Genomic DNA, 15,221 nt, shown 5'->3' with positions numbered 1-15,221 from the left:
CCCTCGGGTATGTCCACCTACCGAGTGATCAACCCGCACGGCGAGGTCGTCGCCACCAAAGACATCGCCAGCGCCGACGACGCGCACGCCTGGTTCGTCGACCAGAAGGCTCAAAAGGACGAGCTTGGCTGGCGGATGGAGGTCAACATCGACGGCGAGTGGCGGTTCTTCGAACACACCGAGTGAGCTCGTTTGTCCGCGCCGCCCGCGGGCAACCCAAACAGGCATGGATTCGGAACGCTTCCGCCCGCTGCTGACCACCAAAGGGCCGTTCGCATCGGTCTACTTCGAGGACACCCACGACACCCCGGACGCCGCCGCGCAGCTCGACCTCAAGTGGCGCGGCATGCGTGAACAGCTCGACGAGCAGGGCGTCGACGAATCCGTCATCGCCGACATCGAGCGTGCCGTGACGGACCTGCGGCCGCCGATCGGGCGCAGCGGGCGCGGCATCATCGCCGGCGCCGACGGCGTCGTCCTCAACGAACACCTGCTGCGCCCCACCGCCGCGCCCATCGTGCGGGTGTCGGAGCTGCCCTACATCGTTCCGATCGTCGAGCACGGCTTCGAGGAGGCCAATTACGTGCTGGTGGCCGTCGACCACACCGGGGCCGACATCACCGTGCACGTCGAGGGCACGCTCAGCTCGGAAACCGTTGACGGCGGCGGCTATCCGGTGCACAAGGCGTCGGGTGCTGAGACCGCCGGCTACGGCGATCCGCAGCTGCGCACCGATGAGGCGGCCCGCAAGAACGTGCGCGCCGTGGCCGACCGTGTTGCGGAGTTGGTCGACGACGCCGGCGCCGACATTGTTTTCGTGGTGGGTGAGGTGCGGTCTCGTTCGGATCTGTTGACGACGTTGGCCGACCGGGTCAAGGCGCGGGCGGTGCCCTTGGAGGTGGGCGCGCGCCACAGCGGCCACGACTTCGACGAGGTGCAGGAGGCGATCGAGCAGGAGCTGCTCAAGCGTCGATTGGCGGTCCTCGACGACGCCGCCGAGCGGTTTGCGGCCGAGATCGGCCGCCAGTCCGGGCTGGCCGCCGAAGGGCTCGGGCCGGTGTGCTCGGCGTTGCGTCAGGGCGCGGTGGAAACCCTGATCATCGGCGACATCGGCGACGAAACGGTGGTCGCCGACCAGCAGCTGACGACCGTCGCACCCAACGCGGACGTGCTGTCCGAGCAGGGCGCCGCGGCCGATCGCATGCTGCGGGCCGACGAGGCGCTGCCGCTGTTCGCGGTCTCGGTCGGCGCGTCGCTGGTGCGCACCGACGAACGCATCGCGCCCGCCGACGGCGTGGGCGCGGTGCTGCGCTACGCGCCGACGCTGCACTGATGCGCGTTCAGCGGCGCTGCTGCAGTTCTTTCTCGACGCGGTCCAGAAATGCGTCGACCTCGTCTTCGTTGTAACCACGCCTGCCGATCGGCGGCTTGTTGAACGCCACACCGCGAACATCTGCGGCAGTGAGAGTGCTCGCTCGCGGATTTCGCAGCGCTTCTTCGACGCGGTCCAGGAACGCGTCGACCTCGTCTTCGTTGTAACCGCGCTTACCGATCGCCGGCTTGCTGAACGCCACACTGCGGACATCGTCGGGCGTAAGGCCGGCGTGCGGCATTACGCCCGACGCCGGCTGGTCACGCATCTGTTCGAGCGGCGGTGCCTCGTAACCCGACCCGGACGTCGTCACCGCGGGCCGACGCTTCCCGAACAACGGCATGGCACCCTCCTCAGCCGAAACAACGAGAGCGTACGTGGGGCCGTAACCTCGCGGAGGAAGATCACCTCACTTTCGCAGAGAGGGCACGTATGACTGACGACGGCAGGATCCGCGTCCCGGCCGACCTCGACGCGGTCACCGCGATCGGTGACGAGGACAAGTCCGGGATCGATCCCGCGGCAGTCGAGCGCATCTGGCAGGCGGCCCGCTACTGGTACCAGGCGGGGATGCATCCCGCGATCCAGCTGTGCCTGTGGCACGACGGCAAGGTGGTGCTCAACCGCGCGATCGGGCACGCGTGGGGCAACGCCCCGACCGATCCGCCCGACGCCGAGAAGACTCCCGTCAGGACCGATACCCCGTTCTGCGTGTACTCGACGGCCAAGGCGATCACCGCCACCGTGGTGCACATGCTGGTCGAACGTGGCCAGTTCTCGCTCGACGACCGCGTGTGCGACTACATTCCGACCTACACCAGCCACGGCAAGGACCGCACCACGATCCGGCACGTGCTGACGCACAGCGCCGGAGTCCCGTTCCCCACCGGACCCAGGCCGGACCTCAACCGGGCAGACGACCACGAGTACGCGCAGGAACAGCTGGGCAAGCTGCGGCCGCTGTACCGGCCGGGGCTGATCCACATCTACCACGCGCTGACGTGGGGTCCGCTGATGCGCGAGATCGTCTATGCCGCCGCAGGCAAGGACATCCGCGAGATTCTGGCCACCGAGATCCTCGATCCGCTGGGCTTCCGATGGACCAATTTCGGTGTGGCAGAACAAGATCTGCCGCTCGTCGCACCCAGCCACGCCACCGGCAGGCAACTACCCGCCCCGATCGCGGTAGCCTTCCGCAAGGCGATCGGCGGAACCGTCCACCAGATCATCCCGCTCACCAACACACCGTTGTTCCTCACCACGGTTGTCCCGTCGTCGAACACCGTGTCGAACGCCTACGAGCTCTCCCGCTTCGCCGAGATCTGGCGCCGCGGCGGCGAACTCGACGGCGTGCGGGTCATGCAGCCCGAGACATTGCACGGCGCGGTGCGCGAATGCCGTCGGCTGCGACCTGATGTCGCGACCGGAGGGGCGCCGCTGCGCTGGGGTAGCGGATTCATGTTGGGCTCCACCAGGTTCGGGCCGTTCGGTCGTAACGCGCCGGCGGCGTTCGGCCACCTGGGCCTGGTCAACTGCGCCATCTGGGCCGACCCCGAGCGCAAGCTGGCGGCGGGCCTGGTCAGCAGCGGCAAGCCCGGCAAGGATGTAGCGCCCAAGCGTTACACCGCGCTGATGGACCTCATTGCCGCCGAGATCCCGCGGGATCGCTGAGTCTCATACACAGCCGACCAGGTCTGACCGGATTCAGCGGTGGCGGAGGGATTTGAACCCCCGGACGGTTTTAGCCGTCTCTCGCTTTCAAGGCGAGTGCATTAGGCCGCTCTGCCACGCCACCGCCGACAAGCGTAACGGGGGTCAGAGCTTCGACGACCGGCCGGACAACTTCAGCGCGGTGCTGATGCGCCGGCAGTTCTCGCCCATCGCGGTGATCTGCGACCGCGACAACTGGCCCAGGAAATGGGTCCGTACGCCTTGGGCGTAAGTGACCATGGCCTCGTGTGCCGCCGTTCGCCCCTCATCGGTGATGCTGGCCACTACCCCGCGCCGATCGTCGCGGCTGGCCTCACGCCGCACCAAGCCCTGGACCTCCAGGCGACGGATCTGCCGGGTCAGCCGGCTCGGCAGCGACGACAACGCCTCGGCCAAGTCCCCCATCCGCGCTGACCCGGCGGGCGCGTTTTCGAGCATCTCGAGCACCCGGACATCAAACAGCGACAGCTGGTGCGCCTCGGTCAGCCGGCGATTGAGCGTCGCATACAACCGCAACGCCGAATCCAAGAAGTTCTGCCACGACTTCTGTTCAGCGATATCCAGCCCGGGCATCTCACTGGCTGTCCGGCCGTCGATCAGGCCGCCCATTACGTCATGCTATGCGACACATGGCTTTTGGAACAGCCGGAATACGCAGGTAGTAGCGTGGCGGCCATGCATGCGATCGTTGCCGAATCCGCCGATCAACTCCTGTGGCAGGAGGTCCCCGACGTCAAGCCGGACCGTGGCGAGGTGCTGGTCAAGGTCAGCGCCGTCGGCGTCAATCGGGCGGACGTGCTGCAAGCCGCCGGCCATTACCCGCCACCGCCGGGCGCCAGCGAGCTGCTGGGCCTGGAGGTCTCGGGGGTGGTCGCCGAGGTAGGCGACGGCGTCACCGGATGGTCGGTCGGGCAAGAAGTCTGCGCTTTGCTGGCGGGCGGCGGCTACGCCGAATACGTCGCCGTTCCCGCTGGTCAGCTTCTGCCGATTCCGGACGGTGTCGATCTGCTCGACGCCGCGGGGCTGCCGGAAGTGACGTGCACGGTGTGGTCGAACCTGGTGTTGACGGCACACCTGGGCGAGGGCCAGCTGATCCTGATCCATGGCGGGGCCAGCGGCGTGGGCACACACGCCATCCAGATCGCCCGGGAGCTGGGGGCTCGGGTCGCGATCACCGCAGGTTCGCCGCCCAAGCTGGAACTCTGCCGCGAACTTGGTGCCGAGGTGACCATCGCCTACCGCGACGAGGACTTCGTGTCCCGGGTGAAAGACGCGACCGATGGCGCGGGCGCCGACGTGATCCTGGACATCATCGGCGCCGCCTATCTGGACCGCAATATCGATGCACTGGCCAGCGACGGCCAGCTGGTGGTCATCGGCATGCAGGGCGGCGTCAAGGGCGAGCTCAACCTCGGCAAGCTGGTCAGCAAACGGGCACGGGTCATCGGAACGGCGTTGCGGGGCCGTCCCGTCGACGGCCCGCACGGCAAGAGTGCCATCGTGGCCGCGGTGGTGGAGTCGGTGTGGCCGATGATTGCCGACGGCCGCGTTCGGCCCGTCATCGGCGCGCGCATGCCGATCCAGCAAGCCGCGGAGGCCCACCGGATGCTGTCGTCGGGGCGGGTGACCGGGAAGATCGTGCTGACGCTAGCCCAGTGAGGCCAGCGCGCGTACCAATTGGTCGACCTCGGACATCGTCGAGTAGTGCGCCAGCCCCACGGTCACCGCGCCACCGACATCGTTGACCCCGATCACGTCGAGCACCCTCGAGCTGGCATTGGCGATCGCCAGAATCCCGTTGTCCGCCAACCGCTGTACCACCCGCTCGGCGGGTACCTCGTGCACGGCGAAGCTGACCACCGGTATGCGCGACTCGGGCTGACCGATGACCACCACCAACGGCAGCGACCGCAGTGACGTCATCAAGTAGTCGAATATCTGGCTCATGTAGGCAGCGGCGGATTCCATTGACACGACGAGTCTTTCGCGCCGGGTGCCGTGTGCCGACTCGTCCAGCGAGGCCAGGTATTCGATGCTGCGGACCAACCCGCCCAGCAAGCCGTACTGGTGCACGCCGAGTTCGAGTCGCGCCGGCCCCGTGGCGTGCGGATTCGTCGACACCGAGCCGAACGAATTGATCAGCGCCGGTTCGCGAAACACCAACGCCCCGATGGGCGGACCGCCCCACCCCACCGCGTTGACGGCCACCACGTCGGCGTCGATCTCGTTGATGTCGATCAGTCGATACGGTGCGGCCGCCGAGTGGTCGACCACCACCAAACCACCGACGTCGTGGATCAGCTTGGTCACCGGGCGCAGATCGGTGATGGTGCCCAGCGTCCCCGACGCCGACGTCAACGCAACCAGGCGCGTCGACTTGCCGATCAGGCTCTCCCACTGCCACGTCGGCAGCTCACCGGTCTCGATGTCGACCTCGGCCCACTTCACCTTGGCGCCGAATCGGTTTGCTGCGCGCAGCCACGGCGCGATATTCGCCTCGTCGTCGAGGCGGGTGACAATCACCTCGTAACCCAGCCCTGCTCGCGAAGACGACGCGTCGGCCAACGACGACAGCAAAACCGCGCGATCGGCCCCGAGCACCACTGCGCCCGGGTCGGCGTTGACCAGATCGGCCACCGCCTGGCGTGCCGCCTCCAACACGGCGGCGCTGCGCTGCGCCGACGGATGCGGGCCGGCGGGGCTGGGGAACGAGCCGCGAAAAGCCGTCGACACGGTGGTGGCCACCGAGTCCGGGATCAGCATCCCGGCCGGCGCGTCGAAGTGCACCCAACCATCACCCAGCGAGGGGTGTAGTCCGCGCACCCGGGCGACGTCGTATGCCATGCCAGCCACCTTAGAGTTCCCGCAATTCCGCAAACCGCGACAGTAGCGGGGCGCCCAGATACGTCCCCGCCGTCCCGAGCCAGGTCACCCGGCCAGCCATACTAGTCGAGTGGGGCTGACCTTCGGAACGCTAATCGCCTTGTTTTTGCTGATAGTGCCGGGGGCAATCGTCGCACGCAGCGCTCAGCTAACTTGGCCCATCTCGATCGCGGTTGGCCCCGCCTTGACCTACGGCGTTGTGGCGCTGGCCATCATCCCGTTCGGCGCCGTCGGAATCCCTTGGAACGCTTGGACAGCGCTCGCGGCTCTGGTCGTCGTCACCGTGGTGGTGGCAGGTTTGCGGGTGCTGCTGGCCCGCTACCGCGATACCGAAGGCGAATCGCGGGCCGTGACGGGCTGGCCGGCCGCCACTGTGGCGGCCGGTGTGCTGCTGGGCGTGCTGTTGATCTGGTACGCGGCGCTGCGCGGCATCCCGCACTGGCAATCGATCCCCAGCACCTGGGACGCCGTCTGGCACGCCAACACCGTCAGGTTCATCCTCGACACCGGGCAGGCCTCGTCGACCCACATGGGTGAGTTGCGCAACGTGGAAACCCACGCGCTGCTGTACTACCCGTCGGCGTTTCACGCGCTGGCCGCGGTGGACTGCCAGCTGACCGGTGTGGCCGCCACCACCGGCTACACGCTGAGCTCGCTGGCGGCGGCGATCTGGCTGTTTCCGATCAGCGCGGCCGTGCTCACCTGGCGGGTGCTGCGCACCCACACCAGCGAATGGCGCACCGCCGGGGCGGCCGCCACCGCGGCGGCGCTGTCGGCGTCGTTCACTGCGGTGCCCTACGTGGAGTTCGACACCGCCGCGATGCCCAACCTGACCGCCTACGGACTCGCGGTGCCCGCGTTCGCGCTGATCACCTCCACGCTGCGGCACCGCGACCGCATCCCGCTGGCGGTGCTGGCGCTCGTCGGTGTCTTTTCGGTGCACATCACCGGCGGCGTCGTCGTCGTGCTGTTGCTGGCGGCGTGGTGGCTGCTGGAGACGCTGTGGCAGCCGGTGCGCGGCCGGCTCGCCGACGTGTGGACTCTGGCCGCCGTCGCGGTGCCGACGGCGCTGGTGCTGCTGCCGCAGTTCTGGGCGGTCAGGCAGCAGGAGGACATCATCGCGGGGCACTCCTTTCTGACCTACCTGTCCAAGAAGCGCGGGCTGTTCGACGCGGTGTTCCAGCATTCTCGCCACCTCAACGACTTCCCGGTGCAGTACGCGCTGATCCTGGTAACGGCGGTCGGCGGGTTCGTGCTGCTGGTCCGCAGGATCTGGTGGCCGCTGGCGGTGTGGCTGCTGCTGATCGTGGTGAACGTCGACGCCGGAACACCCTTGGGCGGCCCGATCGGGCGGCTGGCCGGCGGGTTCGGCGAGTTCTTCTACAAAGATCCGCGCCGGATCGCGGCGGCGACGACGCTGCTGCTGATGCTGATGGCGGGTGTCGGGCTGTTCACCGTGGTCACATTGTTGGTCCGGCTGCTGGCGGGCCGGCGGCTGCCGGCCCCGGCGCTGGCCTCGGTCACCGCGGCGCTGCTGCTGGCAGCCATCCTCGTCAGCACCTGGCATTACTTTCCGCGGCACCGGTTTTTGTTCGGCGACAAGTACGACTCGGTGATCATCGACCAGCGCGATCTGGAGGCGATGGCATATCTGGCCCGGCTGCCCGGCGCCCGCAACACCCTGATCGGCAACGGCAACACCGACGGCACCGCCTGGATGTACGCGGTGGCCGGCCTGCACCCGCTGTGGACGCACTACGACTACCCACAGCAGCAGGGCCCCGGCTACCACCGGTTCAACTTCTGGGCCTATGCCGACGACGCCGACACCGATCCGCGAGCGGCCGAGGCGATCCGGGTACTCAATATCCGCTACGTCCTGACCAGCACGCCGACGGTCCGCGGGTTCGCGATGCCCGACGGGCTAGTCTCACTCGAGAAGTCCAAGTCGTGGGTGAAGATCTATGACAACGGCGAAGCCCGGATCTACGAGTGGCGCGGCACCCCGGCGACTTCTGAATCATGACGAGGATGGTGACTGCATTGAGTACCGACAACAGCGACGACAACGTCGAGATCATCGGCGTGGACCCGCGGCTGATGGCCGAGCGGACCGACGACGACGATGACCAGTCGCTGACCGACCTGGTCGAGCAGCCCGCCAAGGTGATGCGGATCGGGACGATGATCAAGCAGCTTCTCGAGGAGGTCCGCGCCGCACCGCTCGACGACGCCAGCCGCAACCGGCTGCGCGAGATCCACGCCACCAGCATCCGCGAGCTCGAAGAGGGCCTGGCGCCGGAGCTGCGCGAAGAACTCGACCGGTTGACGCTGCCGTTCAGCAACAACACGCCGTCGGACGCCGAGCTGCGGATCGCGCAGGCTCAGCTGGTCGGCTGGCTGGAAGGCCTGTTCCACGGAATCCAGACCGCGTTGTTCGCCCAGCAGATGGCCGCCCGCGCGCAGCTCGAGCAGATGCGCCACGGCGCCCTGCCGCCGGGGGTCAGCCGCGGCGGACACGGTCAGTCGGGCACCGGGCAGTACCTGTAAGCAGACGTCCGTGGCAGCACCCCACATCGAGACGCGCAACGCGTGGGTGGAGTTTCCCATCTTCGACGCCAAGTCGCGCTCGCTGAAGAAGGCGTTCCTGGGCAAGGCCGGCGGCACGATCGGGCGCAACACCTCCAACGTCGTCGTCATCGAGGCGCTGCGCGACATCACGCTGTCACTGGAGCTGGGCGACCGGGTGGGCCTTGTCGGGCACAACGGCGCCGGGAAATCGACTCTGCTGCGGCTACTTTCGGGTATCTACGAACCCACCCGCGGGTCGGCGTCGGTCACCGGCCGGGTGGCGCCGGTCTTCGATCTCGGTGTGGGCATGGACCCGGAGATCTCCGGCTACGAGAACATCATCATCCGCGGGCTGTTCCTCGGGCAGACGCGCCGCCAGATGCTGGCCAAGGTCGACGAGATCGCCGAGTTCACCGAACTCGGCGACTACCTGTCGATGCCGCTGCGCACCTATTCCACCGGGATGCGGGTGCGGCTCGCGATGGGTGTGGTCACCAGCATTGACCCCGAGATCCTGTTGCTCGACGAGGGCATCGGCGCCGTCGACGCCGACTTTCTGAAGAAGGCTCAGACCCGGCTGCAGCGCCTAGTCGAGCGCTCCGGAATCCTGGTTTTCGCAAGTCATTCCAACGAATTTCTGGCGCGGCTGTGCAAGACCGCGATGTGGATCGACCACGGCACCATCCGGATGACCGGCGGCATCGAAGACGTCGTGCGCGCCTATGAGGGCGAGGACGCCGCCCGGCACGTGCGCGAGGTGCTCGACGAGGTGCCCGGATGATCTGCGCCGTCGTCGTCACCCACCGGCGACCCGACACGCTGGCCAAGTCGCTCGATGTTCTTGTCACGCAGACCCGGCTGCCCGATCACCTGATCGTGGTCGACAACGGCAACGAGGAGCGGGCCCGCGAACTGGTAACCGGCCAGCCGATCCCGACGACGTATCTGGGGTCTCGCCGAAACCTCGGCGGCGCAGGCGGTTTCGCGCTCGGCATCCTGCATGCGTTGGCATTGGGCGCCGACTGGGTGTGGCTCGCCGACGACGACGGCCACCCGGCCGACAGCCAGGTCCTGGCCACGCTGCTGGCGTGCGCCGACAAGCACGGCCTGGCCGAGGTGTCGCCGATGGTGTGCAACGCCGACGACCCGGCGCGGCTGGCGTTTCCGCTGCGCCGCGGGTTGGTGTGGCGGCGGTTCGCAGCCGAGCTGCGCACGACCGAAGGGCAGGACCTGCTGCCTGGCATCGCGTCGTTGTTCAACGGTGCGCTGTTTCGGGCCTGGGCGTTCGACGCGATCGGTGTTCCCGACCTGCGGCTCTTCATCCGCGGCGACGAGGTGGAGATCCACCGCCGACTGGTGCGCTCCGGCCTGCCGTTCGGCACCTGCCTTGACGCGGTGTATCTGCATCCGTGCGGGTCCGAGGAATTCAAGCCGATCCTGGGCGGGCGGATGCATACCCAGTATCCGGAAGACCCGGCCAAGCGGTTCTTCACCTACCGCAACCGCGGCTACCTGCTTTCACAGCCGGGCCTGCGTCGACTCCTTGCCCAGGAGTGGCTGCGGTTCGGCTGGTTCTTCCTGGTGTCCCGCCGCGACGTTGCCGGCCTGGTGGAGTGGATTCGCTTGCGGCGCTTGGGCCGTCGAGAAAGGTTCGGCAGGCCATGACGATCACGGATGTCGCGTCGGAGTCCAAGACGTTGACCCGGGCCTGGCGGGATTTGGTCGACGGGTTCGCTCGTCGCGAGCTGTGGCTGCACCTCGGCTGGCAGGACATCAAGCAGCGGTATCGCCGCTCGGTGCTCGGCCCCTTCTGGATCACGATCGCCACCGGCACCACCGCCGTCGCGATGGGCGGCTTGTACTCCAAGCTGTTTCATCTCGAGTTGGCGGTGCACCTGCCCTACGTGACGCTCGGGCTGATCGTCTGGAACCTGATCAACGCCGCGATCATGGAAGGCGCCGACGTGTTCGTCGCCAACGAGGGCCTGATCAAGCAGTTGCCGGCGCCGCTGAGTCTGCACGTCTACCGGCTGGTGTGGCGGCAGGTAATCCTGTTCGCGCACAACATCGTCATCTATGTCGTGATCGCGATCCTCTATCCGAAACCGTGGTCGTGGGCCGACCTGTCGGTGATCCCCGCGCTGGGGTTGATCGTGCTCAATGCGGTGTGGGTGTCACTGTGTTTCGGCATCCTGGCGACGCGTTACCGCGACATCGGCCCCCTGCTGTTTTCGGTCGTGCAGTTGCTGTTCTTCATGACGCCGATCATCTGGAACGACGACACGCTGCGGCAGCAGGGGGCCGGCCGGTGGGGCAAGATCGTGGAGCTCAACCCGCTGCTGCACTACCTCGACATCGTGCGAGCGCCGCTGCTGGGCGCCCATCAGGAGCTGCGGCACTGGGCCGTGGTGCTGGTGCTGACGGTCGTGGGGTGGGTTTTCGCGGCGTTTGCCATGCGGCAGTACCGCGCCCGCGTGCCGTACTGGGTGTAGCCGTTGATGCTCGAGTATTACCTCGGTAGCATTTGAGTATGAAGCTGAGTGTCAGCCTGCCCGAGGAAGACGTCCACGTGCTGGACGCCTATGTCGAGCGGGCGGGATTACCGTCACGGTCGGCAGGTCTGCAACGAGCAATTCGGATGCTTCGCTACCCCACGTTGGAAGACGACTATGACGAGGCTTGGACGGAGTGGTCGGCTGCCGCCGAGGACGACGTGTGGGAGGCCGCTGCGGACGACGGGCTCGGTGATGCGCCGCGGTGAGATCTGGCAGGTCGACTTCGACCCTGCTCGCGGCAGCGAAGCCAACAAGCATCGGCCGGCGGTGATCGTCAGCAACGACCGGGCCAACGCGACAGCTGCCCGACTTGGCCGTGGCGTAGTGACCGTGGTGCCGGTCACGAGCAATATCGCCAAGGTCTATCCGTTTCAGGTGTTGTTGCCGGCGGCCGGCACGGGTCTCGCGGTCGATTCCAAAGCGCAGGCCGAACAGATCAGATCTGTTGCGACACAACGTCTTCAGCGACGGATTGGTCGGCTCTCACCGGTCGAGCTTGCCCAACTAGACGACGCGCTGCGTCTGCACCTCGAGCTGTGACGTCATGGTGCTGACGTCGTGGTTGGCTCTTGCCGGGCTCGCGGTGTGGGCGGGCTTCGAATTCGTGCTGCGCCGCCGCGAGGATGCCCAGACCGCTAGCTGGGCCGATGCCGGGACCGACCGCGGCAGCACCCGAATCCTGGTGTGCTGCTTCATCGTCAGCGCAGCTGTTGTCATCGGGCTCGCCGTCACGGGCATCGGATGGGCCTCGCCGCTGTGGCGCTGGTTGGGTATTGCGGCACTCGGGCTGGGGCTAGCCGTCCGGGCATGGGGCATGGTGGCGCTCGGTCGGCACTACACCCGGACCGTGCGCGAGGTCGACGAACATCAGCTCGTCACGTCAGGGCCCTACGCCGTGATACGCCATCCCGGTTATGCCGGAACGATTCTCGTGTGGTGCGGGTATGCCCTAGCGGCGGCCGGCTGGGTGGCCGTACTCGTGGTGGGCGCACTCGTCGTCGCCGCCTACGCCTACCGGGTGCACACCGAGGAAGCGCTGTTGGGCAGCGTGTTTGGGCAGCGCTACGAGGACTACCGGCGACGGACGTCGCGCCTCGTTCCCTTTGTGTACTGAACGACATGCCGCCCCAACCCGGCGAATAGGCAGAAATTGCGATTCGCGCCGGATGGAGCGCCCGGCGGCAGATGATTGTCGGCATGACAATCCGGTCTGGGCAGCCGCGCCGCGCGGCGTGCCCGACACAACTGGACTAGGCGATGAGTTTGCAGATATCCGCCCACGAGAGGGCCGCGCTGGCCGAGGTGGCTCGGTACCCGTTGCTGGCGGCAATCACCGGTCGGCGGTCCCGCCGATTCCCTGTCGGTGGGCAAATCCCCAGCGGCGCATTGGCGTTCGCCAGCCGCAGGCCAGTGCAACCGCTGTCGGAAGTCGAACGGGCACTGGTCCTGGCAGTCACCGGCGGTGTCACCGGCTGGCACTACGGCATCACCTACAACCCGACCTATGCCCCAATGCTGCCGAACTACTCGGGCAGCGCTACCGGACGCACCTTTCCGTCGCCGGCCGGGTTCCACACCAGTCAACTGTTTTTCACCGACGACACCGGAACGTATCTGCTGCCCACTCGCGACCAGCCGCCACGCGACTTCACCACCTTTGAAGAGTGGGTCACCTGTACCGCCGACTCCATCGTGCGGATTTCGGAGCATCGCTTAGAACTGCCGCGCGAAGAGCCCTATATGGCGGGCCACAACGTGTGGATCGCCAATCATCCGGGCAGTCTGCTGGCCTTTCCGGTGGCCGACCTGGCCGAACATCTGATGAGCATCCTGTGGTTCTACGCGGCCAACGGCTATCTGGTGTACGACGACATCCACAAGTGCAATATCCCAGGCACCCAAGCGTTTTCGTCGCTGCCGCACGCCGACCAGCCGGTGCCGTTGTCCTTTGCCGAGGAATACACCCTTAGCGAGGCCAGCGCCGAACTGTCGATCGCCGCCAACAACGGGGTGCTGATGTTGCAGGCGATGGGTTTGGGCGGCTGGATTTACGACGGCCTGGACCGGCTGTCGGTCCTGGGCGGATCCGGCGACCCGCGGGCACCCGGGTTGGGCTTTGTCTCCGACACCGACGAGCGCTGGCCATTTCCGAACGCCACCGGGCTGCCGGGCTTTTTCGAAACGCTCAGCCCGCCGCATGTGTCGTCCGTGGCCGCCGGCGTCGAAAAGTTGGTCGCGCGGCGATACGGACCGGGCGGGCCGTTTCACCCCGACCCTCCGGGTCCCTGGGCGGACACCCGCAAAATGCGCTCCTCGGCGCTGCCGCCCGACGGCATCCAGGAATTGGTCACCATCGAGGCGTCGTACATCTATGACACCTTCGGCAAGCTGCCTGGCACGGTGCCCACGGTGCATGTGCTGATGTATCTGCAGGCCCAGCACATCGACACCGACTTCTACGACGAGTTGTTCGCGCCGGGCGCTTACCTGCCCACCCACGCCGCACATCAGGCCCGCTGGCATGACCGCGCCTGACCGCAGCGAGACGGTGGCCGTCGACTTCCTCGTCCGACTCGGCGCAGCGATGACTGCTGCCAACTACCCGGTGAACCTGGTGCGGCGCACGCTTATCCGAACAGCCCACCGCTACGGACTGGCCCACCATTTTCTGGTGCTGCCCAACTACGTCCAGCTGAGCGGCTCGGACCAAGCCGGGGGCGCCGTGCTGCGGGTGGTGCGAGCCGGGCGCGAACTGCGCTACGACCAGACCTTCCCGTTGGCTGACCTCGTTGACCAAGCCGAAAGCGGTGACATTGCCGCCGCGGACGGCTTGGCTGAACTCGACCGGATCCGCGCTCTGCCGCGCCGGTTCCCGGCCTGGGTCAGCGTCATCGGCTATGCCGTGCAGAGCGCGGGATTCGCGTTGGTGCTGCAGCCGACTCCGATCGCGTTGATAGCGGCAACCGGGTTCGGCCTGCTCGTCGGCGTCTTGGAACTACTTGATCGAGTCAGCGCCGCGATCGGCCAACTGCTGCCTGCCATCAGTGCATTCCTGGTAGCCGCCAGCGCCTTTAGCCTGGACCGGCTGTTGCATCTCGGCCCGAACAACCTGCGGGTAGAGGCCGCGCCACTAGCGTTGTTCCTCCCGGGCGTCCCGATCACCCTCGCGGTCATCGAACTGACCGTCCGCGAAATGGTGTCGGGTGCGGTCCGGCTGATCGCCGGTTTCATGCAGCTGGCCCAGCTCGCTTTCGGCATTCTTATTGCCGCTCAAATGCTCGGCGTGACTGCTGCCGAGCTCATCGTCGGGCCGGTGAACAAATTCGGCCCGTGGGCCCCTTGGCTCGGCGTCGCGGTGTATGGCATCGGCATCCGGCTCTATCTGGGTCCGCCGCGTAAGTTCACGCCGTGGCTGTTGGGCATCTTGTTCGTCGCGTACGCGGGCCAAGTGGCCGCCAACGCCGTATTGGGCAGCTACGCAAGCGGGTTCGGTGGTGGATTCACACTCATGCTCTGCGCATTGGCTATCTCGCAGCTACCCAGCAGCCCGCCGACGGCCGCGCTGTTGCTGCCGGGATTCTGGTTGTTGATTCCCGGGGCACTCGGTCTGGTCGGCGTGACGCAGTTCATGGGGACCGATCGCGGCGCCGTGTTCACCGGGACGCTGACATCGATGATTTCCATCGCGCTCGGCTTTCAGGCCGGCCTGTTGGTCTGGGGCGCCTTCCACCAGCTGCGCGACACCATCTGGAAATAGTCCGGCGGCTACTGCTGCGTGACCCGGCGGCACTGGCCCAGCTGGTCGCCGAGGCGAGCACCTGAGATTGCCGCCCGGGCTGTGGTTCTGGACAATCTCGGCGCCGGTTGAATGCATCCTTCTGCGGGTATCCGATGGACCCGACGAAGGGAGGGCTCACGGTGGGTGCGACCGACAAGGCGAGAAACAAGCTGCAGAAGCTCGGTGGTAGAGCCAAGGAAACCATTGGCCGGGCCACCGGTGACCGCAACCTCGAAAATCGAGGCATAGGTGAGCGGGTCAAATCGGACCTGAAGGATGCCGGCGAAAAGGTCAAGGACGCCTTTCGCGGACGCGGAGGCCGTCGCCACTCTTGATCGCGAAACGCCACCAC

Annotated in this window: 17 protein-coding genes, 1 tRNA gene and 2 pseudogenes; 15 read left to right on the top strand and 5 right to left on the bottom strand. The window is 66.9% G+C overall.

From position 1 onward, the window contains the following. Nucleotides 1-9 precede the first annotated feature (9 nt). Together G6N47_RS29165 and G6N47_RS08660 are read left to right on the top strand one after the other, a co-directional pair. Nucleotides 10-186: a hypothetical protein gene (locus G6N47_RS29165; protein ID WP_169717275.1), complete on the top strand. Its 177-nt coding sequence runs from the start codon at nt 10-12 to the stop codon at nt 184-186. Between the two features lie 40 nt (nt 187-226). Further along, nucleotides 227-1,333 (top strand): Rv2629 family ribosome hibernation factor, encoded by a 1,107-nt coding sequence (locus G6N47_RS08660; RefSeq protein WP_083133564.1) that lies wholly within the window; start codon nt 227-229, stop codon nt 1,331-1,333. A gap of 22 nt (nt 1,334-1,355) precedes the next feature. Here G6N47_RS08660 and G6N47_RS29410 read toward each other — a convergent pair. Both G6N47_RS29410 and G6N47_RS29405 read right to left on the bottom strand, forming a co-directional pair. Further along, a pseudogene (locus tag G6N47_RS29410) lies at nt 1,356-1,490 on the bottom strand (DivIVA domain-containing protein); the annotation flags it as partial. Continuing rightward, a pseudogene (locus G6N47_RS29405) lies at nt 1,488-1,613 on the bottom strand (DivIVA domain-containing protein); the annotation flags it as partial. The pseudogenes G6N47_RS29410 and G6N47_RS29405, both read right to left, overlap by 3 nt. Nucleotides 1,614-1,804: 191 nt before the next feature. On the opposite strand from G6N47_RS29405, the gene lipE reads away from it, so the two are divergent. Further along, a complete protein-coding gene (gene lipE, locus G6N47_RS08650; RefSeq protein WP_083133563.1) occupies nt 1,805-3,043 on the top strand; it encodes a lipase LipE in 1,239 nt (412 codons plus the stop codon). Nucleotides 3,044-3,080: 37 nt separating this feature from the next. Here the strand turns inward: lipE and G6N47_RS08645 are convergent. Further along, nucleotides 3,081-3,167, bottom strand: a tRNA-Ser gene (locus G6N47_RS08645). Between the two features lie 20 nt (nt 3,168-3,187). After that, the gene (locus G6N47_RS08640; RefSeq protein ID WP_083133562.1) at nt 3,188-3,691 is read right to left on the bottom strand and encodes a MarR family winged helix-turn-helix transcriptional regulator; all 504 of its coding nucleotides are present in this window, start codon (nt 3,689-3,691) and stop codon (nt 3,188-3,190) included. 66 nt (nt 3,692-3,757) lie between these two features. Here G6N47_RS08640 and G6N47_RS08635 point away from each other — a divergent pair, with 66 nt between their 5' ends. After that, on the top strand, nt 3,758-4,741 hold the full coding sequence (locus tag G6N47_RS08635; RefSeq protein ID WP_197945472.1) for an NAD(P)H-quinone oxidoreductase: 984 nt from the start codon (nt 3,758-3,760) through the stop codon (nt 4,739-4,741). Here the strand turns inward: G6N47_RS08635 and G6N47_RS08630 are convergent. Further along, complete coding sequence (locus tag G6N47_RS08630) at nt 4,730-5,926, bottom strand: cysteine desulfurase-like protein (protein WP_083133560.1); 1,197 nt, start codon at nt 5,924-5,926, stop codon at nt 4,730-4,732. The two genes, G6N47_RS08635 and G6N47_RS08630, sit on opposite strands and share 12 nt — an antisense overlap. 109 nt (nt 5,927-6,035) lie before the next feature. On the opposite strand from G6N47_RS08630, the gene G6N47_RS08625 reads away from it, so the two are divergent. The 11 genes from G6N47_RS08625 to G6N47_RS08575 all read left to right on the top strand — a co-directional run bounded on the left by G6N47_RS08625 (nt 6,036) and on the right by G6N47_RS08575 (nt 15,204). Next, a complete protein-coding gene (locus G6N47_RS08625; protein WP_083133559.1) occupies nt 6,036-7,991 on the top strand; it encodes a DUF6541 family protein in 1,956 nt (651 codons plus the stop codon). Beyond that, nucleotides 7,985-8,515 carry a bacterial proteasome activator family protein gene (locus G6N47_RS08620; protein ID WP_179966436.1) on the top strand — a complete coding sequence of 177 codons (531 nt, stop codon included), beginning with the start codon at nt 7,985-7,987 and terminating at the stop codon, nt 8,513-8,515. Before G6N47_RS08625 ends, G6N47_RS08620 begins: the two co-directional genes overlap by 7 nt. A gap of 10 nt (nt 8,516-8,525) precedes the next feature. Next, complete coding sequence (gene wzt / locus G6N47_RS08615) at nt 8,526-9,317, top strand: galactan export ABC transporter ATP-binding subunit Wzt/RfbE (RefSeq protein ID WP_083133558.1); 792 nt, start codon at nt 8,526-8,528, stop codon at nt 9,315-9,317. Continuing rightward, a complete protein-coding gene (gene glfT1, locus G6N47_RS08610; RefSeq protein WP_083133557.1) occupies nt 9,314-10,201 on the top strand; it encodes a galactofuranosyltransferase GlfT1 in 888 nt (295 codons plus the stop codon). Before wzt ends, glfT1 begins: the two co-directional genes overlap by 4 nt. After that, on the top strand, nt 10,198-11,028 hold the full coding sequence (gene wzm, locus G6N47_RS08605) for a galactan export ABC transporter permease subunit Wzm/RfbD (protein WP_083133556.1): 831 nt from the start codon (nt 10,198-10,200) through the stop codon (nt 11,026-11,028). Before glfT1 ends, wzm begins: the two co-directional genes overlap by 4 nt. Before the next feature lie 38 nt (nt 11,029-11,066). Then, entirely contained in the window at nt 11,067-11,297 is a 231-nt protein-coding gene (locus G6N47_RS08600) for a ribbon-helix-helix domain-containing protein (RefSeq protein ID WP_083133555.1), read from the top strand. Further along, on the top strand, nt 11,281-11,631 hold the full coding sequence (locus G6N47_RS08595; protein WP_083133554.1) for a type II toxin-antitoxin system PemK/MazF family toxin: 351 nt from the start codon (nt 11,281-11,283) through the stop codon (nt 11,629-11,631). Before G6N47_RS08600 ends, G6N47_RS08595 begins: the two co-directional genes overlap by 17 nt. Nucleotides 11,632-11,635: 4 nt before the next feature. After that, nucleotides 11,636-12,205: a methyltransferase family protein gene (locus G6N47_RS08590; RefSeq protein ID WP_083133553.1), complete on the top strand. Its 570-nt coding sequence runs from the start codon at nt 11,636-11,638 to the stop codon at nt 12,203-12,205. Nucleotides 12,206-12,348: 143 nt separating this feature from the next. Further along, entirely contained in the window at nt 12,349-13,626 is a 1,278-nt protein-coding gene (locus tag G6N47_RS08585; RefSeq protein WP_083133552.1) for a hypothetical protein, read from the top strand. Further along, nucleotides 13,613-14,848: a threonine/serine exporter family protein gene (locus G6N47_RS08580; RefSeq protein ID WP_083133551.1), complete on the top strand. Its 1,236-nt coding sequence runs from the start codon at nt 13,613-13,615 to the stop codon at nt 14,846-14,848. Before G6N47_RS08585 ends, G6N47_RS08580 begins: the two co-directional genes overlap by 14 nt. Before the next feature lie 161 nt (nt 14,849-15,009). Then, nucleotides 15,010-15,204, top strand: a complete 195-nt coding sequence (locus G6N47_RS08575) for a CsbD family protein (RefSeq protein WP_083133612.1) — start codon at nt 15,010-15,012, stop codon at nt 15,202-15,204. Nucleotides 15,205-15,221 lie beyond the last annotated feature (17 nt).

The sequence above is a fragment of the Mycobacterium branderi genome, from assembly GCF_010728725.1.
Lineage (GTDB): Bacteria > Actinomycetota > Actinomycetes > Mycobacteriales > Mycobacteriaceae > Mycobacterium > Mycobacterium branderi.
Note: the sequence above shows the minus strand (reverse complement) of the source record. Positions and strands in the feature narration are given on the sequence as shown.